This window comes from Pseudoalteromonas sp. S1650, assembly GCF_005887195.1.
GTDB lineage: Bacteria > Pseudomonadota > Gammaproteobacteria > Enterobacterales > Alteromonadaceae > Pseudoalteromonas > Pseudoalteromonas simplex.
In genome coordinates this window covers 19,391-41,584 of record NZ_PNDF01000011.1, presented here as the reverse complement: position 1 = coordinate 41,584, position 22,194 = coordinate 19,391, and the positions used below count along the sequence as shown (strand labels likewise).

The window sequence follows — 22,194 nt, the reverse complement described above, 5'->3', positions numbered from 1 at the left end:
ACCCAAAATCTATTATTTTTAACCGTTTTTAAGATTTTTGGAGCATGTGATGATTCACAGCAAATTGATTAAGGCGCTTTCTCTAGGCGCAGTATTGATAACCTCAAGTTTAGTGAAAGCAGAGCCGTTGGCACTCAATCAGGTGATTGATTATGCATTGACTCACGAGCCTTGGTTACAGGCAAATAAATACCAGCAACAGGCGATAGAAGCGCAAAGCATTGCGGCAGGTACCTTGCCGGATCCAGTGTTAACCGTTGGACTCATGAACTTACCAACCGATGGCTTTGCCTTTGACCAAGAGGGTATGACGCAATTCAAAGTGGGCTTGTCACAACAATTTAGCCGAGGTGATAGTCTTGCCTTACAGCAACAAGCTTTAAAACAATCGGCTGAGCAATACCCTTGGCTTAGAGCAGACCGCCAAGCACAGGTTAAAGCTATTGTTAGCGAAGCATGGCTAAATGCCTATCGCGCACAAAAAAGCATTCAACTGATCAACCAAGATAAAGCCTTATTTAATCAACTTATTGATATTACAGAAGCAAGCTATGCCAATACACTTGGTGCGACTCGCCAGCAGGATATTATTCGCGCCCAGCTAGAGCTGACTCGGCTTGAAGATAAGCTGGTGATGTTAGAGCAACAGTTTGATAGTGCCAAAAAGCGACTAGCACAATGGCTACCTATTGAAATGCTAAACGGTGCAGTGAGCGATGAAAACACCAAGGTGGCCGCAGTCATGGCTTATCAAGAGCTTGCATCATCGGGGGTGACTGAAGTGCTGATGAGCCACCCGGCAATTATCGCTATTGATCATGCTATGCGTGCCAAAAACACCCAAGTGCAAGTGGCTAAAGAGGCGTATAAGCCGCAATTTGGTATGAACCTAGGCTATGGCTATCGTGATGATACCCCGATGGGTGACTCTCGCGCTGACTTATTCTCTATAGGGGTGAGTATTGATTTACCGCTGTTTACTGATAACCGTCAAGATCAACAAGTTAATGCCGCAATAGCTAATGCCGAGGCGGTAAAAACCAACAAGCTTATTACTCTACAGAAACTGCAAGGTCAGTATTTTAAAGAGCTTAGCCAACTAAGCCGACTTGCTCAGCGCAAAGCACTGTATCAACAGCAGCTATTACCGCAAATGGCAGAGCAAGCGGAGGCGACGTTAAATGCTTACACCAATGATGATGGTGACTTTTCAGAAGTGATGCGTGCTCGCATTAGCGAACTTAACGCAAAAATTGATGCGTTGAATATCGAAATTGATAAACAAATAACCCTCGCTCGCCTTAATTATTACGCAGCAGCAAAAGATAACCAAATAAATGCAGCACAAAGCCAAGGAGCTAGCAATGAATAACACAGTGAAATTAGTTATCGCCTTGGCGGTAGGCGCGGCATTGGCAACAGCTGTAAATAAACTAGCTGAGCCAGATCATGGAGCTATTCCAAGCGCTGAGAAAAAGCCGCTATATTGGGTGGCGCCCATGGACAGTAATTACCGCCGTGATGAACCGGGGTTATCACCAATGGGTATGGAATTAGTGCCCGTTTATGAAGAGCAAAGTAGCGCTGAAGACAGCCCGGGAACTGTGAGAGTTTCACCGGCGGTCGTTAATAATTTAGGGGTAAGAACAGCGCCCGTACGGTTTAAATCATTACAAACGACGGTTGATACGGTTGGTTATGTGCAATACGACCAAGACCAACTCGTGCATATTCACCCTCGTGTCGAAGGTTGGATAGAAACCTTATATGTAAAAGCCGCGGGTGACCAAGTTAAGCAAGGCGAGCCACTTTATACCTTGTATTCTCCCCAGCTAGTAAATGCGCAAGAAGAGCTACTGCTTGCCCTTAAACGTAACAATGCAGTGCTTATACGTGCGGCAAAAGCACGCTTAGCCTCACTGAATGTTTCTGACGATTTTATTGTGCGATTAGAGCAAAGCCAAAAGGTCAGACAGAACATTACCTTTTATGCCAAGCAAAGTGGCGTATTGGATGAGCTAAATATCCGCGAAGGTTTCTTTGTGAAACCAGGCACAACCATGATGAGTATTGCTCACCTAGAAGAGGTTTGGGTTGAGGCTGAAGTTTTTGAGCGCCAAGCAGGGCTTATTCATAAAGGCTTGCCAGTGACGATGAGCTTAGACTACTTACCGGGCAAACGCTGGCAAGGCAATGTCGATTATATTTATCCAACCCTTGATGAGAAAAACCGTACCCTGCGCGTGCGTTTACGCTTTGCTAACCAAGATGGCTTACTCAAACCGAATATGTTTGCTGAAGTGAGCATTACTACTAAGCCAACTGAGCCGCAATTAGTGATAGCCAAAGAAGCGGTGATCCGCACCGGTAGCCAAGACCGTGTCGTGATTGATTTAGGTGAAGGGCGCTTTAAGTCAGTGGCTGTGACGCTAGGCCGTAGTGATAATCATGATGTCGAAATTTTATCAGGCTTATTGAAAGACGATATCGTTGTGGTTTCAGCGCAGTTCTTAATAGATTCCGAATCAAGTAAGAGTTCTGACTTTATGCGTATGCAAGAACCAGATAGCGAGAGCGCAATGGTGAATGGCGTGATCAACAGCATTGATCGCGAAGCCCGTACTGCCGTGATTAGTCGCGAAGCCATCCCTAAGTGGGGGCGCGGGGCTGCAACTATGGAGTTTCACTTTTCGCCGCGCATCGATATGTCTAGTTTACAAAGCGATGATGAAGTGCATTTTACCTTTAAATTGGTGGACGGTGAGTTTGTGATTTTTGACATCATGACCATGAGCCACCCTATGCAAGGAGAAATGCAATGATAGCTGCCGTGATCCGTTGGTCAGTCGGTAATCGCTTCTTTGTATTACTGCTGTCTTTAATGTTGGCAGGTTTTGGGATGTTTTCTTTAAAGAATACCCCAGTTGATGCCTTGCCTGACTTATCTGATATACAGGTTATTGTAAAAACATCTTACCCAGGACAAGCGCCACAAGTGGTGCAAGACCAAGTAACGTTTCCTATCACTACAGCCATGTTGTCGGTGCCGGGTGCTGAAACGGTAAGGGGTTTTTCGTTTTTTGGTGACTCTTATGTATACGTTATTTTCAACGAAGACACCGACCTTTACTGGGCCCGTAGTCGGGTGCAAGAATATTTGAGTCAAGTAAGTGCTCGCTTACCGGATTCAGCGAGGCCTGAACTTGGCCCTGATGCAACAGGGGTAGGCTGGATTTACTTGTATGCGCTGGTGGATAAAACTGGTAAGCACGATATTAGCCAGCTACGAAGCTTGCAAGATTGGTTTTTAAAGTTTGAGCTGCAAACGGTGCCGGGCGTATCAGAAGTAGCGTCTGTTGGCGGTATGGTTAAGCAGTATCAGGTTAATGTCGACCCCGATAAATTGCGTGCTTATGGTATTCCGCTAAGTTTAATTCAAACAGCAATTAAGCAAGGTAACCAAGAGCGCGGTGCCTCAGTGGTCGAAATGGCTGAAGCCGAATACATGGTATCGAGCACAGGTTATATTAAAAGTGTCGCCGATTTAGAGGCCATTCCGCTGGGTACTAACTCCAATGGCACGCCACTGCAATTACGTGATGTGGCCGATATAAAACTTGGGCCGCAAATGCGCCGTGGTATTGCCGAGCTTAACGGCGAGGGCGAAGTAACAGGTGGTGTAGTGGTGATGCGTTTTGGAGAAAACGCCGAAGCAACCATCAAACTAGTAAAACAAAAGCTAGAGTCGCTCAAAAAAGGTCTGCCTGAGGGGGTTGAAATCATCCCTGTGTACGACCGCTCAAACCTTATTACCCAAGCGCTTGATAACTTAAGCTCAAAGTTAATTGAAGAATTAATTGTCGTGGCCTTAGTATGTGTGGTGTTTTTATTCCATATACGTTCATCGATCGTAGCCATTATCACGTTGCCAATGGGCATTTTAACGGCTTTTGTGGTGATGTATTGGCAAGGTATAAACGCCAATATCATGTCGCTTGGCGGGATAGCGATTGCTATTGGTGCAATGACCGATGGTGCTATCGTGATGATAGAAAATATGCACAAGCATATGGAGAAAACCCCACTGACCGACGAGAATCGCTGGCAAGTGGTGATGGACTCAGCCGCAGAAGTCGGGCCTGCGTTATTCTTTAGTTTATTGATAATTACAGTCAGCTTTATGCCCGTGTTTATTCTTGAAGCACAAGAAGGACGCATGTTCTCGCCACTGGCTTATACAAAAACCTATGCGATGGCAGCTTCGGCGGGTTTAGCGATTACACTGGTGCCGGTATTAATGGGCTACTTCATTCGCGGTAGGGTTATTTCTGAGCAGAAAAACCCTGTAAACCGCTTATTGGTGGCAGCCTATAAACCTTTATTAAGTGCGGTGTTAAAAGCGCCGAAAACAACATTAGTACTGGCCTTGGTGTTGGCTGCTATCGGCTTTTATCCGGTTAATAAAATTGGCAGTGAGTTTATTCCTCCCCTTGATGAGGGCGACTTAATGTATATGCCTACTACTTACCCAGGCATTTCAATTGGTAAGGCCCGTGAAATCTTACAACAGACCGATAAGCTAATTGCCAGTGTGCCAGAAGTTGAGTCGGTATTTGGTAAGGTAGGTCGTGCAGACACTGCCACAGATCCTGCGCCGCTCACCATGATCGAAACCTTTATTCAGTTAAAGCCAAAGTCACAGTGGCGCGAGGGCATGACAACCGAGAAACTGAAGAAAGAGCTCGATAATCTGGTTAAGTTCCCTGGGCTCACCAATGCGTGGGTGATGCCAATCAAAACCCGAATCGACATGCTGGCGACTGGTATAAAAACGCCTGTGGGGATCAAAGTTGCAGGGCCAAAGCTAAGTGAAATTCAAAAAATCGGTGAGCAAATAGAAGTCATCTTAAAAGATTTACCAGGCACAGCGTCGGTGTACTCAGAGCGCGTTGCCGGTGGTCGCTACATCAAAGTTGATATCAACCGTGAAAAAGCAGCACGGTACGGTTTGAACATTGCTGATGTGCAACAGGTAGTTGCCACCGCTATCGGTGGTATGAATGTGACCGAAACGGTTGAAGGGCAAGAGCGTTACCCAGTTAACTTGCGCTACCCGCAAGATTATCGCGACTCGCCAGAAGAGCTTAAGTTGTTACCGATAGTGACACCAAACGGACAGCGTATCGCATTGGCTGATGTTGCCCATGTCTTTATCGAAGATGGCCCGCCGGGTATTAAAAGTGAAAATGCACGTATTAATGGCTGGAGCTTAATCGACATTGAAGGCAGTGATATCGGCAGTTATGTTGAGCGTGCGCAACAAGCGCTGCATGAGCAACTCGAGCTACCTGCTGGTTACTCAATTACGTGGGCGGGGCAATATGAATACATGGAGCGCGCAAAAGCTAAACTCAGTTATGTATTGCCACTTACCTTGGCAATTATTGTGGTGCTGTTATACCTCAATTTTAGAAGCTTTATTGAGGTGGCAATGATCATGCTGACCTTACCGCTTGCTATGATAGGCGGTATTTGGCTGATGTACCTTGAAGGCTTTAACTTCTCGGTTGCTGTTGGGGTTGGTTTTATTGCCTTAGCTGGGGTTGCTGTGGAAATTGGCGTGATCATGCTGGTTTATCTCAACCAAGCTTATCAAGATACCAAAGCGCAATCAGCACAGTTTACGGTTACAGAGCTGCGCCAAGCAATCATCAATGGTGCAGGCCTTCGGGTTAGACCAGTGATGATGACAGTTGCCACTATTATCATAGGGTTACTGCCAGTGCTTTATGGCACTGGAACGGGCAGTGAGGTGATGAGCAGAATAGCCGCGCCTATGGTCGGTGGGATGCTCAGTGCCATAGTTTTAACACTACTTGTGCTACCTGCGCTTTACTTTATATGGCGTAAACGCCACCTATAAATTTTACAGTCAGTGTGTAACTTGTACGCTTTTACTGGCTGCAAGTTACACATTTTATTTTTAACTTATTGATAATTGGTTTGTTTATTGCTGGTGTGATTTATGCAAAGTCATATTAAATTGATTTTAATAAGGAATGCACATGCAAGTTAAAACAATACAACAAGTTTATGATTGGACCGTGTTATTTCATACTCAAATGGCAGCCAATTTCCACAGTGTTAAAGACTTACTGGACGAGCATAATCAAATGCTGGTGGATTATTACCTGCAATATGAGAAGAAACTAGCAGAAGATCTCGTTGGCTTTAAAGCCATTACAGAAATAAACACGCTTGATACCTATTGCTATGAGTATTTTGCTGAAAACCCAGAGCTAATTACTTTTAACGATATCAGCACAGATCAGCAAATTGATGAAAAGGCGATTCAGGTTTACTTAACCACGCAACACCAAAAAGTCATCGACTTATACGAGTACTTGGTATCGCGAGCTGATACAGAGCAAAGCAAAGAAAAGCTCGAACGTTTACTTGAGCTTGAACATCAAGGCCTTAAGCAAATGATGCAAAGCTCAAACCGTCATATGGATATGTAATCGATTAATCTATTAATCTATTAATCAGCTTAATGAAAATCGAGTAAGAAGCCGACTTTTTTAAGGTATTTTTGCTCTTGCTGTAAGTCAGCTAAAAGCAAGGTATGTTCTTTAAGCCACTTATTGTGAAACTTTAAGAACATACTATTTTGCTTGGCTGTTACCTCAAGTTTAAAACCTTGATCGGTAATACGCTTTTGATTCAGTAGTACCGCTAAGCGCAAAATCACAATAAGTTGCAATATTTCATAATGCTGCATGGTATGCAGTGTAGGAAACTCTTCTAAGCGGATCTTTTTCCGATAAAAACGGATCATGCAACTAAGCAAGGTTTGTTGTTGCTGCGTAAAGCCAGGTAATTGGCTATTCGCCACGATATACGCGCTGTGCTTATGTATCCCTGATGAATTAACCCCTAAGCCAATTTCATGCAGCTGCGCAGCCCAATCCAATAAATTTATGTAATCTGAGTCGGTCAGATGCCATGTCTCTCTTACTTGTTCAAACAGCCACTTTGCAGTTGTCGAGACACGATTAGCATGCTCTTTATCTATGGCGTTACGTTCAGATAAATTCTCTATGGTATTTGTGCGAATATCCTTATGGGCGAGCTTTTGCTGCATTTCATGAAGCAGGCCTTCACGCAGTGAAAAGTCGCTGTACTGCATCGCTTCGATTTTAAACAGCCTAAATACCGCGATTAAAATGGCTAAACCACCACAAATACTCACTTGCCGCTCAGGCGTAAGACCTTCAATTTGCAGCGCTTGTATTTGTTTAGCTGCAATAAACTGGGTTTTTAGTTCTAATAGCCGCTCTAAAGTAATTAGCTCTTGCTCTGCATCATTGGCATTGATCATGGCAAGGATAGATTTAATTGTGCCTGATGTTCCCACCACAGATTGCCAGCCAGCCGATAAGTAATTAGCAAAAATTACTTCGAGTTCTTGTTCTGCGCGAACTTCTGCTTTGGCAAAGCGCTTAGCAGTGATTTGTCCATCTGCAAAATACTGCTTGGTATAGCTAACACAGCCCATGTTGCGACTAGCAAGTAACTTGTGCTTAAAGTGTTTACCAATGATGAGTTCAGTACTGCCGCCACCGATATCAATAACTAAGCGGTTTTCATCGTGATGAATATAATGGGCAACACCTTGGTAAATTAAACGTGCTTCTTCTTGCCCTGATATAACTTCAATCGGGTAAGGAAACACCTTACTTGCTTGCGTTAAGAACGAATGAATATTTTTCGCGCGGCGTAATGTGTAAGTTGCCGCCACTTTGACATTCTCAAGGGGAAAGTCCTGTAAGGTAGTAGCAAACTGCTTAAGAATCGCCAGCGCGCGCTCTATAGCTTCTTGGCTTAAGTGATTTTTATCATCTAAACCATCAGCTAAATAAACGCGCTGCTTTTCTTTGTGTAAGATTTGCAAAGAGCCATCGACCTCTCTTGCCACCACTAAATGAAAACTGTTTGAGCCTAAATCAACGGCAGCAATTGAGGGATAATCATTCATTATTATAGTTACTTTCCCATTTCTTAAGGTGGTCATAAATGGCAATTTGCGAGCGAATTTTTTTACGATTGCCACGGCGCACATAGCTGTTTTTTTGTTCGCTATCGATTATGCGCGCTTTTGATCTATCTTTAAACTGTAGCTCAAGAATATCAATAATAAGCTGTTTTAATTTTTCATCATAAATCGGTGTGGCGACTTCAACACGGTGATCAAGATTTCGGGTCATCCAATCCGCTGATGAAATATACACTTTTTCTTCGCCATTATTATGAAACACCATCACCCGAGGGTGCTCTAAAAAGCGGTCAACAATACTAATAATACGAATGTTATCGTTCACGGCAGAGGGCACTAACGAACACATGCCACGCACAATAATGCGAATTTTCACGCCGCGTCTTGCGGCAAAATAGAGGTGATCAACCAGCTCTTTATCAACAAGATTGTTTATTTTTAGCGTAATTTTGCCAGCCTTACCATGCTCTACATTGGTTATTTCAGCATCAATTAGCGACATAATAGTTTGTCGTGCGTTGACTGGTGATAGCATCAAGTGATCAAACTGAAATGGTTTATAGCTACTTTCGATGAATCTAAAAACGCTATCGCACTCTTCGCTAATACCTTCATGTCTGGTAAATAAACTAAAGTCAGTATAAATTTTGGCAGTTTTCTCATGGAAGTTACCCGTGCCTATATGGGCATATTTCACGATGTTGTTCTTTTCTTTACGATGAATAACGCATAACTTGCTGTGCACTTTCAATGCAGGAATACCAAAGATTACTTTAATACCGGCATTACTCAGAGTTTTTGCCCATTCAATATTGTTTTGTTCATCAAAGCGCGCTTTCAGCTCAACCATTACGGTGACATGTTTGCCATTTTTTGCTGCATTAATAAGTGTAGAGATAAGACGAGATTGACTCGCAACGCGATAAATATTGACCTTAATTTGGGTAACATCAGGGTCAAAAGCGGCTTGGCGTACAAACTCAAGTAAATGGTTAAAGGTGTGATAAGGGTAATACAGTAAAACATCTTGCTCAGAGATGGCATCAAACACACTCGAGTGATTGTTAAAAGCTGTGCTTTGTAATGCAGGCAGTGGTTTGTTTTCTAAATACTGACGGCCAACATTCGGAAACGCAATAAAATCGCGGAAGTTACGGTAACGACCGCCGGGGATCAATGCATCATGTTGACTAATATTAAGGCGCTTTTTCATCACTTTAAGCATTTCAGCTGGCATGCTCTCGTCATAAACAAGGCGTACAGGCTCAGCAGAAATACGTTGCTTAAGACCCTTTGACATTTTATCAAGCAAGCCTTCTTCTAGCTCATCATCCAAATTGTACTCGGCATCACGGGTGAGTTTGATGGCGTAGCATTGAATATCATCAAAGCTAAAAAAGCTGCTAAACACATCGCGAATAAAGTAGGCGATGATGTCATCAAGCATCACTATGGTTTTGTGACGGCGTGTTTTCTCTGGTGGCAAAATAACAAAGCGAGATACGCGGTCAGTGGGTACTTCCATCATGGCATAATGACTTTTTTGATTGGTCATCTCGACAAATAAATAGGTCATGGTGTCGTTGATTTGATCTGAGTAGTCTTTCTTTTCAGAGAGTAAAATCGGCAATATGTGTTGTAGCACATTGTCGTGGAAGAATTTTTTCAGCCAACTCAAATGAAATTCAGACAACTCTTCTGGTTGTTCAACATGAATATTGTGCTCGTTTAAGTCATTTAAAATATCTTTATGAATTTGGTTAAACTTTTTACCAAGTTGGAGCACTTTACTTTGGATCTGATGAAGTAATATTTCGTCTTCTTCAAAGTTCGCATCAGGAATTTTATTAAGTAATATGCGGCGTTTTACATCGGCAACACGAACACGGAAAAACTCATCCATGTTGTTTGAGTAAATACCTAAAAAGCGCATGCGCTCAATAATCGGGTTCGATTTGTCTTTGGCTTCTTGCAGCACGCGTTCATTAAAAGACAGCCAACTTAGCTCTTTGGCAAAGTAATTAACGGCTTGAGAAGAAGAATGTGATGCGTTCATCTGGTTTTCCAACGTTTATAGCTAGTTAGAATGTAGAGGATGCAGATGACACAAGTATGACAAGCGTGTCAGTTTTGTGACACGCTTAATCTAACTTTAGTTGTAGAAGTGGTACTTGGTTTAAGCATCCTCAATATCAACAATTAGATCTGTGGTAATAGACTCAAGTGCGTTGATCACTTCGTCTTTGTTCATGCCTATTGGCAAAGCAACGGTCGCAACAGCACTAAAAATTGGCACGCCCCAGTTAGGTGCACTTTGTTGTTTTGAATTTAGGTGAGTGATATTCGCCCCTTTGTGACGAATAACGCTGGCTAGCTCTTGTACAATGCCTGGTCTGTCGTTACCAGTAATCACGAAGTTAATTTCCTCAGACGGAACATCAGGCAAGGTATCAGTTCCACGTTCAATTCGAACTTCAAGATAAGGTAAGCTGTGAAGAGCATCTTGTAATTCTTGCAAATGCTCTTCAGGTACTGCGGCTTCGATAATTCCGGCAAAATGACCTGCAAGGTGGCTCAAATTACTTGTCAGCCAGTTACCATGATGGTTTAAAATTGTGGCAGAAATATCTTCAACTAGGCCGGGTTTGTCTGGCCCTAAAATAGTAATTACTAACTGCTTCATACTTAAATCTCTATAAAAAAGCCTCAGAAAAATGCAATAAAAGGGAGGAGGCGTTGGTTAAAAATGATTCTTATTGTTGAAAAAAATAAGTCTCATTGAGTATTGATGCTGTTTTAATGTTTGTCCAATTTTTTCACTGTAGTTATAAAAAATTAGTTATAACAATTTGTTAGCTTGATTGTGGTACTGTAATAAAAGTGCTCCACAATGACTTATTTTGGTCATTCTTTAACTTTAAAATACGTCCCTGAAATACTCGCTTTATTACACTGAATTATGACGTTTGTAACATTACTGTCATCTTGGTGAAATATAATTCGCGCAACGTTAAGTTTTAAGGGTGTTTTGATGACTTCCAATCCGAATAAACCTACCTTTCATACGGATAGAAGCCGTCTATTTAAAGACAGGTTTGCCAAGTGGGGTATTTCCGCGGGTGGCGTAATGGTGCTTGTAGCACTGCTACTCATATTCTTTTACCTTCTTTATGTTGTTCAACCTATTTTTGAATCAGCAAAAGTAGAAACACGTAATAGTGTAAAACTACAAAATGCGTCAGAAGTTGTTGGCCTTGGCATTGAAGAGCAAACAGAAGTTGCCTTTTTACTCGGTGAAAAAGGTAATGTGGACTTTTACAATGTTGAAAAAGAGCAATTTGGTAAAAAGATCACCACTCTTAATACAGAATTACCAAGCGATGTAAGCAGCTTTGCAAGCTCTGCACCGTTTCAGGGGCAATACGCATACGGCCTAGAGAATGGCTCTGTTGTTGTGGTTGCGCCAAAATTCTTAGTGACATTCCCGAACAACCAACGCCAATTAACACCGCGTTTAGATTACCCGTTGGGTGATATGGCGCTTGAGGTTGACGATCAAGGTGCGGCAATCACTAAATTTGCATTTAGCCACTACGAAGATAAAACAGCTGTTGTTGCTTTAACCGCTGACAAGCGCGTTTTATTTAGCAGCTTTGTGGGTGAAGAAAACATGTTCACCGGCGAAGTAGAGTGGGTTGTTGAGCGTACTGAGCTTGATATCGAAGGTCGTGTTGATGAGCTATTAATTTCACCTGATACAACACGTACATTCGTGCGTTCAGCAAATCAAATTTACGTATATGATACCCGTTACCCTTCTGAAGTTGAGCAAATCCAACTGCTTGCAGCTAACGAAGAAAACGCGAACCTAGTTTCAACTCAGCTATTAGCGGGTGCAAACTCACTGATGCTTGCTAACGATAATGGCGAAGTATCACAGTGGTTTGAAGTAAACACTGAAAATGGCCGTGAGTTCCAAAAGATTCGTGCATTTGAAACCAGCAAGCAATCGAAACTAAATATTTTTACTGAGTTCTATCGTCGTACCTTCTTCACAGCGGGTGCTAACGGTGAGCTTGGTATTTATTACACAACCAGTGATGCAAAACTATGGCAAGGTAAAGTAAGTGATGGTCCAATTCAAAACTTTGCTATTTCACCACGTTCAAATGCGGCACTGATTCTTGCTGATGACGCGTTAAAAGTGATTGAAATCCATAACGAGCACCCAGAAGTAACCTGGTCTGCATTATGGCAAGAAGTGTGGTACGAAGGCTATCCAGAGCCGGGTTATATCTGGCAGTCAACGTCTGCGAGTGATGACTTTGAATCTAAGTTCTCGTTAGTGCCAATTTCATTCGGTACGATTAAAGCTGCAATGTACGCAATGTTATTTGCGGTACCCATTGCGCTTTCAGCGGCAATTTACACGGCGTACTTTATGTCGAGTGAATTACGTAAAGTGGTTAAGCCGACTGTAGAAATTATGGAAGCATTACCAACGGTAATCTTAGGTTTCTTAGCAGGTCTTTGGTTAGCACCATTAATTGAAGAACATTTACCAGCGATTGTCGGATTATTGGTGTTGCTGCCAATTGGTATCTTATTAACTGCATTCGGCTGGAACAAACTACCGGCGTCAATTCGTCACCGTATTCCTGAAGGTTCGCATTCAATTTTACTTATCCCAGTGGTTATCTTTATTGGCTGGTTATCGTTTGCGATGAGTAACTCAATTGAGCTTTGGATGTTTGACGGTAATGTGCGTCAGTACCTAACCAATGAATTAGGTATGACATTCGACCAACGTAACTCACTAGTTGTTGGTATTGCGATGGGCTTTGCTGTTATCCCAACTATCTTCTCAATTGCTGAAGATGCGGTATTCAGTGTTCCTAAGCACTTATCAAACGGTTCATTAGCACTTGGTGCAACGCAATGGCAAACATTGGTTCGCGTAGTACTACTAACAGCAAGCCCGGGTATCTTCTCAGCAGTAATGATGGGCCTAGGTCGTGCGGTCGGTGAAACAATGATTGTACTAATGGCAACAGGTAATACACCTATTATGGACTGGAGTATCTTCCAGGGTATGAGAACACTTGCAGCGAATATCGCGGTAGAAATGCCAGAGTCTGAGGTAGGTAGCTCGCATTATCGCATCCTATTCTTAGCAGCATTTGTATTATTCATATTCACATTCGTTTTCAACACAGTGGCTGAGTTTGTTCGTCAGCAACTGCGTGAAAAATATAGTTCAATGTAGGTGGAGAGACACGACATGGTAAAGCAGTGGTTTAAGTCTGGTTCTCCTTGGATTTGGATGACCGGCGGTGCGGTAAGCATCAGTTTAATCTCGGTTCTTGGCTTACTAGCCATGATTGCTTGGAAAGGTTTAAGCTTTTTCTGGCCATCAGAAGTAGTGCAATTTGAGCTGCAAGGCTCTGTTGCAAAACAAACAGTGATCGGTGAAATTTATGACCGTGAACTAGTTGCAAAATCACGTATTGAGGCGACGGGCGTTGATTTATCTCATTACGACAAAGAGCAGCTAGAGCGCTTACTGATCAAAACCGGTAACCGTGAGTATGTTGATCTCGATTTCCGTTGGGTACTAGAGACAGACATTACATCGCGTACTGCGCCAGCAGAGCTTGCAGTATTCGAACGTAGCAAAAACGGTAACTTTTACGGTTATGTTGAGCAGGTTATTAAAGACGGTGAAGTTATCACAGATAACAAAATCGATGTGCTTTATGATCTTGTAGAGCGTGCTGTTGACCTAAATGACCAAGCGTTAGACTTACAAAATGGTGATATTGGTCATATTAACTATGAACTTGAGCGTTTACGCTTAAAAGAAAAAGCATACCAGCTTGATAACGAACTAACCGATGAGCGAGTTGCTGAGCTTGCACAAACTCGTGCTGAGTTACGTGCTGAATACACAGTGTTAGAAAAGCAGTTGTTTGCTCTTCGTAAAGAAGCAAAGCGTGACCAAGTAACTGTGAGAGACATGCGCGGTGAAGTGGTTACTTTACCTCTGTATCAAGTTCTTGATGTGTGGTTCCCTAATGACATGGGCTTCTTTGCTAAGCTTGGTCACTATTTTGTACAACTTGGTAAGTTTGTAGCGGATGACCCACGTGAAGCAAACACTGAAGGTGGTGTATTCCCGGCAATTTTCGGTACTGTATTCATGGTATTACTAATGGCAGTGATTGTGACGCCATTTGGTGTGGTTGCAGCGATTTACTTGCATGAATACGCAGCAAAAAATGCCGTGACTAAGATGATCCGTATCGCGGTAATCAACCTTGCGGGTGTACCTTCGATTGTATACGGTGTATTTGGTCTAGGTTTCTTTGTATACATGCTCGGTGGCAGCATTGACCAATTATTCTACCCTGAGTCGTCGCCAAGCCCAGTATTTGGTACGCCAGGTGTGATTTGGTCTGCATTAACGCTCGCAATTTTAACGCTGCCTGTTGTTATTGTTTCGACAGAAGAAGGTTTATCACGTATACCAAGTACGGTTCGTCATGGTTCATTAGCACTTGGCGCAACAAAAGCAGAAACGCTATGGCGCATCATCATTCCGATGGCAAGCCCTGCGATTATGACAGGTTTAATCCTAGCGGTTGCACGTGCAGCCGGTGAAGTAGCACCACTCATGCTTGTTGGTGTTGTTAAGATGGCACCAACACTGCCTCTTGACGGTAACTTCCCATACATACATTTAGATAGAAAATTTATGCACTTAGGTTTCCATATTTACGATGTTGGTTTCCAAAGCCCTAACGTAGAAGCGGCTCGTCCGCTGGTATATGCCACGGCATTCTTACTGGTATCAGTAATTATCGCCCTGAATATCACCGCGATTGGTATTCGTAACCACTTACGCGAAAAGTTTAGAGCTCTTGAGCATTAATACAGAATTTTTATAGGTAGACAGAGATGATTACAGTTGCACCACAAGTAAACCAAGCGAAAAGCGCGGCAAAGCTAGATTTAGATAACCTAACTGCAGAGCAAACAGCGTTAGAGATTAAAAACTTAGATCTATACTACGGTGATAAACAAGCGCTTAGCGGCGTAAATATGAACATCCCAAAAGGTCAGGTAACAGCATTTATCGGTCCATCGGGTTGTGGTAAATCAACACTTTTACGTTGTATAAACCGTATGAACGACCTTGTTGATAGCTGTCGTATTGATGGTGAGATCTTACTACATGGTCACAATATCTATGATAAGAATGTAGATGTTGCTGCATTAAGACGAAATGTTGGGATGGTATTCCAACGCCCTAATCCATTTCCAAAATCAATCTACGAAAATGTCGTTTATGGCCTACGCTTACAAGGTATTAAAGAAAAGCGTAAACTAGACGAAGTGGTTGAACAATCTTTACGTGGCGCGGCGTTATGGGATGAAGTTAAAGACCGTTTACACGATAGTGCATTTGGCCTATCGGGTGGTCAGCAACAGCGTCTTGTAATTGCTCGCTCAATTGCTATCGAGCCTGAAGTACTACTTCTGGATGAGCCTACATCGGCACTAGATCCAATTTCTACTTTAGTTATCGAAGAGCTAATTAACGACTTAAAGAATAAGTTTACCGTGGTAATCGTTACTCACAACATGCAACAGGCTGCTCGTGTATCAGACCAAACTGCGTTTATGTACATGGGTGAGTTGATTGAGTATTCAGATACCAATACGTTATTTACAACACCAAGCAAGAAGAAAACAGAAGACTACATTACAGGCCGTTACGGTTAGTTAATAAAGTTACTTGGTACCGTAAACGAAATTTATAGAGGTAGACAATGGAACATAATATCAATAAACACATTTCGGGCCGCTTTAATGAAGAGCTTGAAAATGTGCGTAACCATGTATTAAACATGGGTGGTTTAGTTGAACAACAACTAAACAGTGCACTGGATGCTGTTAGCAATGGTGATGCCGATCTTGCACAGAAAGTTCGTGAAAACGACTATAAAGTAAATGCAATGGAAGTGAACATCGACGAAGAATGTACACGCATTATTGCTCGTCGTCAGCCGGCAGCGAGTGACTTACGTCTTGTCATTGCCATTGCAAAAACAATTGCCGACTTAGAGCGTATTGGCGATGAAGCTGAGCGTATTGCTAAAGTCGCACTAGACTCATTCACTAAAGATCAGCAAGACTTACTGGTAAACATTGAAAACATGGGTCGCCAAGTATCGAAAATGCTTCATGATGTACTCGATGCATTTGCACGTATGGATGTGCAATGTGCGTTTGAAGTACATAAAGAAGACGCCAAAGTTGACCGTGAATACGAAGCAATTACTCGTCAAATCATGACATATATGATGGAAGATCCACGCTCAATCCCGAAAATTATGGATTTAGTGTGGTCAGTACGTTCATTAGAGCGTATTGGCGACCGTTGCCAGAATATTGCTGAATACATCATCTATTTTGTTAACGGTAAAGATATTCGTCATACATCTCAAGCAGATATAGAAAAGTCGCTGTAATTAAGCCGCTACTTTTCATTATTAAATCGAGCGGCCCTAGGGCCGCTTTGTGTTTTATTGCTGATGTAAGGCAGAAAAAGCGTTCACAATCGAACACAATGCTGTAAAATTCGCAGCTGCCAAAGCATACTAATTTATAAAGGGTCAGTTATGCCTACAAATGCATTTTTAGGGGTTTTTGCTAAATCACCTATTAAGCCTATGGAAGATCACATTAAGAAAGTACATCAAGCAAGTAAAGCATTGATCCCTTTCTTTAATCACGTGTTTAAAGAAGAATGGCAAGAAGCGGAAGAAATCCGTTTAAACATTCGTAATTTAGAGCGTGAAGCTGATGAAATGAAACGTAACATCCGCCTTCAACTACCTCGTGGCTTATTTATGCCAGTTGAGCGTACCGATTTGCTAGAGCTTGTTACTCAACAAGACAAAATTGCTAACAAAGCAAAAGATATCGCAGGTCGTGTAGTTGGTCGTGAGATGATCATACCTACCGAAATCCAAACAGATTTCCTTGCTTATGTAACTCGTTGTGTTGATGCGACTAAACAAGCGTCAAAAGCAATCAATGAGCTAGATGAGCTGCTTGAAACGGGCTTCAAAGGTCGCGAAGTGACTTTAGTTGAAAAAATGCTCGTTGAATTGGACGCTATTGAACAAGACACGGATGACATGCAGATCAAAATTCGCCGTCAATTGCGCGCCATCGAAAATGAACTTAACCCAGTCGACGTGATGTTCTTATACAAGATCATTGAGTGGGTGGGCGAGCTTGCAGATATTGCAGAGCGCGTAGGTTCTCGTCTTGAGCTGATGTTAGCTCGTTAATTAAAAATCAGTTCAAACACGAAAAAAATTAAAGGTTCACACAATGGATATCATTGCAAATTACGGCACGTTATTGGTTTTAACTGCCGCCGCAGTCGGTTTCTTTATGGCTTATGGTATTGGTGCAAATGACGTTGCCAATGCCATGGGTACATCAGTAGGCTCAAAAGCACTTACAATTAAACAAGCAATCATCATCGCGATGGTGTTTGAATTCGCTGGCGCATACCTTGCCGGTGGTGAGGTTACATCTACAATCCGTAAAGGGATTATCGATGCCACGCCATTTATGGACATACCTGAGTTAATGATACTCGGTATGATTGCCGCATTATTCGCTGCAGGTAGCTGGTTATTAATTGCCTCTTTCTTAGGCTGGCCAGTATCTACGACTCACTCAATCATTGGTGCCATCATTGGTTTCGCATTGGTTGCAGTAGGTAGTGAAGCAATCCAATGGAACAAGGTAATGGGTATCGTAGGTAGCTGGATTGTTACCCCTGCTATCTCTGGTTTTATTGCTTATTTGATTTTCATGAGTGCGCAAAAGCTAATTTTTGACACTGATGCACCACTTAAAAATGCTAAGCGTTACGTGCCTATCTATATGGGTCTAGCGGGCTTCATCATGTCACTTGTAACAATCAAGAAAGGCTTGAAGCATATCGGTATTAACTTAGGTGCTGTTGAAGGTTATGCGCTTTCTATAGCGATTGCTGTTGTAGTTGCTATCATCGGTAAGATTGCGATTGCTCGCCTTAAAATCGATCCTAAAGCTGATAAGAAAATGCAGTTCAACAACGTTGAGAAAGTGTTCGCAGTACTTATGGTACTAACAGCATGTTGTATGGCATTCGCACACGGTTCAAACGACGTTGCTAACGCGATTGGTCCACTAGCTGCTGTTGTAAACATTGTTGAGCACAACGGTGAAATCGCTAAGAAAGCGGCTATTGCATGGTGGATTTTACCACTAGGTGGTTTAGGTATCGTTGCTGGTCTTGCTATTTTAGGTAAGAAAGTAATTAAAACAATCGGTGAAGGTATCACACACTTAACACCAAGCCGTGGTTTTGCTGCTGAACTTGCTGCTGCTTCAACAGTTGTTATCGCATCAGGTACTGGTTTACCTATTTCTACTACGCAAACACTTGTAGGTGCGGTACTAGGTGTTGGTATGGCACGCGGTATTGCGGCTCTTAACATGGGTGTTGTAAGAAACATTGTAGTTTCTTGGGTAATTACATTGCCAGTTGGCGCAGCCCTTGCTATTGTTATTTTCTATGTACTGAGAACTGCCTTCGGGGTATAAAAAGTACTAAAAGACTTTTAGCTTGAAAAGATCTCAATGCCTTAGGTATTGGGGTCTTTTTATTTGCAGGTAGAGAATGAATAACTTACCAAGTATTAAACAACTACAGTATTTATTAGCAGTCCACCAACATCAACACTTTGGCCGCGCAGCAAGCGCCTGTTTTATCGGTCAATCAACCTTAAGTAGTGCAATTCAAAACTTAGAAGAAACCTTAGGTTGCCAACTTATAGAGCGTGAAAACCGCAGCCTAATGTTTACCGCAATTGGTGAAGAGGTTGTCGAAAAAGCACGTAAGATTATTGACGACACCCTTAGCCTTAAAGAGCTGACAAAGAGTTTTTTAACGCCTTTGAGTGGCACTCTCACGCTTGGTGTGATCCCGACGATTGCCAGCTTTATTGCTGCACCTTTATATCATTTCTGCAAACAGACCTTTACCGAGTTAGAGCTAGTGCTAGTTGAAGACACCAGTGACAAACTGCTCGACAAACTTGAACATGGGCAAATTGATATGGCATTGCTGGCTTTACCGTATGACACTGAAAAGTTTCATACACAAGTACTTGCTAAAGACCACTTCAGCCTAGTGCATCATAAAGATTATACTCCCGCAGATGGTGTGGAAGATTTTAATCTTTTACCGGATGCGAGTGTGTTCTTACTAGAACGTGAGCACTGCATGACTGGCCATGCACTAAGTGCTTGCCATTTGAATCGCTCAAGTTGTATTAACCCATTTGAAGCGGCAAGCTTACATACGCTATTAAGTATGGTTGAACACCAGCTTGGTGTTACTTTTTTACCACAAATGGCTATCAATGCAGGCATTTTAGATAAAAAAGAGATGGTCGCAACACCATCGCAAAATGATGCATACCGAGATATTGGTATCGTGTGGCGTAAAACCACGGGTCGGATCAGAGACTTTAGGCTATTTAGCCAGCAGCTAGAGCTGTTTCTCAATAAGCAATGTAGCTTAGACGGTCAATGAACAAAAAACCCCAAATAAAAATATTTGGGGTTTTTTATTATTTAAGCAAACTATTTTTTTCTTTCCCTCGACTAACATAATAACAAAACCATTAAAGGCAGATCAGATGACGAGGCTAGTTTGTTTTTTCAATCACTTGAAACACTAATTGCTAAAGCGCAACAGGGTAATAAACGGGCGTGGTTGAAATTAGTCAAGCAGCACGAAACACAGGTATATAACTATTGCCTAAGGATGTTAAGTCACCCTGATGATGCAATGGATTTAATGCAAGAAGTGTTTATTTCTGTTTATAAAAGCTTACCGAGCTTTCGTGGTGAATCGAGTTTCAATACTTGGCTCTATCAAATTGTGCATAGGCGCACTGTTGAATATTATCGTCGTCGTAAGTTGCATCAAGGTTTAGATAGTATACCTGAAGAAAGCTGCGAGCATAGTGAGTTAGAAACGAATCAACTGCAATCTGAGCAGCATCATGAACTCAAAGCAATGATGAACAATTTACCCTGGGAGCAACGCTTGGTGGTGGAGTTAAAGTTTTTTCAGCACTGTACATTTGAAGAAATCGCTGAGCAATTGGGTATTTCGACCAATACAGCTAAATCAAGACTATACAGTGCGCTTGGTAAGTTAAAAGTGCATTTGGAGGCCGTAGATGGCTAATTTAGATTCATTATTTACCGCATGGTTAGAGGGCGAAAGCCTCACTGAAGAGCAAATTGCGTTGCTACAAGCCAATGCTGAGTATGCATCAATGATGAACAATGCAATGCAGTGGCAACAACAAAGTCAACATTATGAAACGGTACCCGTACCAAATTGGGATCGAGAATCTACGATGCCCAAAGTGCAAAAACAAAGTCTGTTTTTTGGTGCTGGGGTGTGGGCAGTGGCTGCGTCAATAGTATTTTGCGCGTGGGTTTTTGTTAGTAATCCACAGCAAGGAAATCAGCAGTTACTAGAGCAAGTGGCCAAGCAAACCAATTTATTAGAGTCACAACAAAAGCAAATTGATCAGTTACAAAATATCATTACTGCGCAAAACGAAGTGCAGCAACAGCAGATGTACCAACTGGCCAAAGAAGCGATTAAAACCGGGCGAGTAGAGCGCCAAGAAGATATTGCCAGCGTGCTGGCTTATATCAAAACACAGCGTGCCCAAGACCAAGCGTACTTACGTATGCAGTTAAATGATTTAGCAGAGCAAGTGGAAGGCGGACCATTGCCAACCGTTGCCAACAATTTGGAGTATTAAGATGTCAAAATACAAATCAACTACGGCTGCATTATTGCTTTGCGCAGCAGTAAGTGTGCAAGCACAAGCAAATGATGAATTGGATAAAATTCAGCGTGAAGTCGGGATTATGGAAAAGATTCTCTCAGCGGCGTTAAAACAAGATACTGATAACAAGGTAAGGAATGTCTCTTCGAGTTATTTGCAGCATCAAGGCGTGGTGTTTAGCTTTGATGTACGAGGCAGTTCACGCTGGTCTACAGTGTTTGCCTCTGTGCCCGATGCGCCGTTGCCACCAATGCCTGATATTGATTTTGAAGAACTCACTGAAATAGAAGTACTAGGCGAGCATGTGCAAGTGATCAGCGATGCGGTGGTAGTGAAAACGCAAGAAGCCTACCAACAAGCTATGGAAGTGATGCGCGAAAGTGCAGAGCGAGTACGTGAAGTGGCTGAGCAAGAGCGCGATGTAAGCCGTGAAATTCGTGATCTCGAACGTGAAAAGCGCGACCTTGAATTTGATCGTCGCCACGATAAAGATGCCAAAGAGCAAGAGCTCGAAAAACGTAAACAAGCATTACAAGCATCGATTAAAGAGCTTGAAAAGCAACAGCTAAAGTTATCACAAAAGCAGCAGCAAATGCGCAAAGAGTTAGCTGAGAAAAAACAAGCCCGCGTAAAAGAGCAAAAGCAACAGCTAGCAGCCCTAGCACAGCAAGTAGATAAAAGCTTATCTCTGACTCTATGTGATTATGGTAGCGGTTTAAGAAGCCTGCCTAACGATGAACATGTGAGCTTTATCATCCGTGGTGTTAGCGAAGGTAAAACTGAACAAGTAAAAGTGTTTAAAAAGTCAGACATTAAAAAGTGTGTGGTTGGCGAAATAAAAGCTGCGCAATTACTCGAAAAAGCATCAACTTATAGTTTTTAAATTCTCCCAACTAAAAAAGCAGCCTAAAGAGGCTGCTTTTCATTCATTGAAAATGGTTTTAAGTCGGGTAAAAACAACAAGTAAACCCACACGACTAAGTTAAAGTAAGGTACTAAACCTAACCCTGTAAAGGTTTTTACCGGATACCCTTTTAAGCTCGCATTACGGTAACATTGATACGCTATCCCTAGATTTACAATCAGCAACAAAACGATTAGTTGTGTCATCACTTTTCTCCATTATACCGCCAATACATGGACTTAACGATGTTAAGTTATGCTTAGTATGTTTAATATAATAAGTAA

The 22,194-nt window shown here is 42.3% G+C and carries 18 protein-coding genes; 14 read left to right on the top strand and 4 right to left on the bottom strand.

The features are described from left to right. The first annotated feature begins 49 nt into the window (after nt 1-49). From CWB80_RS02900 to CWB80_RS02885, 4 genes are all read left to right on the top strand, one after another. Complete coding sequence (locus tag CWB80_RS02900; RefSeq protein WP_138600181.1) at nt 50-1,372, top strand: TolC family protein; 1,323 nt, start codon at nt 50-52, stop codon at nt 1,370-1,372. Further along, nucleotides 1,365-2,822, top strand: coding sequence for an efflux RND transporter periplasmic adaptor subunit (locus CWB80_RS02895; protein WP_138600182.1), 1,458 nt, complete (start codon nt 1,365-1,367; stop codon nt 2,820-2,822). Before CWB80_RS02900 ends, CWB80_RS02895 begins: the two co-directional genes overlap by 8 nt. Further along, the gene (locus tag CWB80_RS02890; protein ID WP_138600183.1) at nt 2,819-5,923 is read left to right on the top strand and encodes an efflux RND transporter permease subunit; all 3,105 of its coding nucleotides are present in this window, start codon (nt 2,819-2,821) and stop codon (nt 5,921-5,923) included. Before CWB80_RS02895 ends, CWB80_RS02890 begins: the two co-directional genes overlap by 4 nt. Nucleotides 5,924-6,065: 142 nt before the next feature. Continuing rightward, entirely contained in the window at nt 6,066-6,521 is a 456-nt protein-coding gene (locus tag CWB80_RS02885; protein ID WP_054563522.1) for a hypothetical protein, read from the top strand. Between the two features lie 29 nt (nt 6,522-6,550). On the opposite strand, the gene ppx is transcribed toward CWB80_RS02885, so the two are convergent. From ppx to CWB80_RS02870, 3 genes are all read right to left on the bottom strand, one after another. Beyond that, entirely contained in the window at nt 6,551-8,038 is a 1,488-nt protein-coding gene (gene ppx / locus CWB80_RS02880) for an exopolyphosphatase (protein WP_138600184.1), read from the bottom strand. Next, the gene (gene ppk1, locus CWB80_RS02875) at nt 8,031-10,112 is read right to left on the bottom strand and encodes a polyphosphate kinase 1 (protein WP_138600185.1); all 2,082 of its coding nucleotides are present in this window, start codon (nt 10,110-10,112) and stop codon (nt 8,031-8,033) included. The genes ppx and ppk1 overlap by 8 nt, the downstream gene beginning before the upstream one ends. Before the next feature lie 120 nt (nt 10,113-10,232). Continuing rightward, nucleotides 10,233-10,739 carry a glycine cleavage system transcriptional repressor gene (locus CWB80_RS02870; protein WP_054552472.1) on the bottom strand — a complete coding sequence of 169 codons (507 nt, stop codon included), beginning with the start codon at nt 10,737-10,739 and terminating at the stop codon, nt 10,233-10,235. 348 nt (nt 10,740-11,087) lie between these two features. Here CWB80_RS02870 and CWB80_RS02865 point away from each other — a divergent pair, with 348 nt between their 5' ends. The 10 genes from CWB80_RS02865 to CWB80_RS02820 all read left to right on the top strand — a co-directional run bounded on the left by CWB80_RS02865 (nt 11,088) and on the right by CWB80_RS02820 (nt 21,889). Continuing rightward, on the top strand, nt 11,088-13,322 hold the full coding sequence (locus CWB80_RS02865) for an ABC transporter permease subunit (protein WP_138600186.1): 2,235 nt from the start codon (nt 11,088-11,090) through the stop codon (nt 13,320-13,322). 15 nt (nt 13,323-13,337) lie between these two features. Beyond that, complete coding sequence (pstA, locus tag CWB80_RS02860; RefSeq protein WP_054552474.1) at nt 13,338-14,987, top strand: phosphate ABC transporter permease PstA; 1,650 nt, start codon at nt 13,338-13,340, stop codon at nt 14,985-14,987. A 26-nt stretch (nt 14,988-15,013) separates the two neighbouring features. Then, nucleotides 15,014-15,841: a phosphate ABC transporter ATP-binding protein PstB gene (pstB, locus tag CWB80_RS02855; protein WP_054552475.1), complete on the top strand. Its 828-nt coding sequence runs from the start codon at nt 15,014-15,016 to the stop codon at nt 15,839-15,841. 47 nt (nt 15,842-15,888) lie between these two features. Beyond that, nucleotides 15,889-16,590, top strand: a complete 702-nt coding sequence (phoU, locus tag CWB80_RS02850; protein WP_054552476.1) for a phosphate signaling complex protein PhoU — start codon at nt 15,889-15,891, stop codon at nt 16,588-16,590. 150 nt (nt 16,591-16,740) lie between these two features. Continuing rightward, nucleotides 16,741-17,418, top strand: a complete 678-nt coding sequence (locus CWB80_RS02845; RefSeq protein ID WP_054552477.1) for a TIGR00153 family protein — start codon at nt 16,741-16,743, stop codon at nt 17,416-17,418. A 43-nt stretch (nt 17,419-17,461) separates the two neighbouring features. Continuing rightward, nucleotides 17,462-18,730: an inorganic phosphate transporter gene (locus CWB80_RS02840; protein WP_054552478.1), complete on the top strand. Its 1,269-nt coding sequence runs from the start codon at nt 17,462-17,464 to the stop codon at nt 18,728-18,730. A 76-nt stretch (nt 18,731-18,806) separates the two neighbouring features. Next, nucleotides 18,807-19,724, top strand: a complete 918-nt coding sequence (locus CWB80_RS02835; protein WP_054552479.1) for a hydrogen peroxide-inducible genes activator — start codon at nt 18,807-18,809, stop codon at nt 19,722-19,724. A gap of 120 nt (nt 19,725-19,844) precedes the next feature. Further along, nucleotides 19,845-20,387 carry an RNA polymerase sigma factor gene (locus tag CWB80_RS02830; protein ID WP_138600187.1) on the top strand — a complete coding sequence of 181 codons (543 nt, stop codon included), beginning with the start codon at nt 19,845-19,847 and terminating at the stop codon, nt 20,385-20,387. Continuing rightward, nucleotides 20,380-20,979, top strand: a complete 600-nt coding sequence (locus tag CWB80_RS02825; protein WP_138600189.1) for a hypothetical protein — start codon at nt 20,380-20,382, stop codon at nt 20,977-20,979. The genes CWB80_RS02830 and CWB80_RS02825 overlap by 8 nt, the downstream gene beginning before the upstream one ends. Before the next feature lies 1 nt (nt 20,980). Then, nucleotides 20,981-21,889, top strand: coding sequence for a hypothetical protein (locus CWB80_RS02820; RefSeq protein WP_138600191.1), 909 nt, complete (start codon nt 20,981-20,983; stop codon nt 21,887-21,889). Between the two features lie 23 nt (nt 21,890-21,912). Here CWB80_RS02820 and CWB80_RS02815 read toward each other — a convergent pair whose 3' ends face one another. Continuing rightward, a complete protein-coding gene (locus tag CWB80_RS02815) occupies nt 21,913-22,116 on the bottom strand; it encodes a hypothetical protein (protein ID WP_054552483.1) in 204 nt (67 codons plus the stop codon). Between the last annotated feature and the right edge of the window lie 78 nt (nt 22,117-22,194).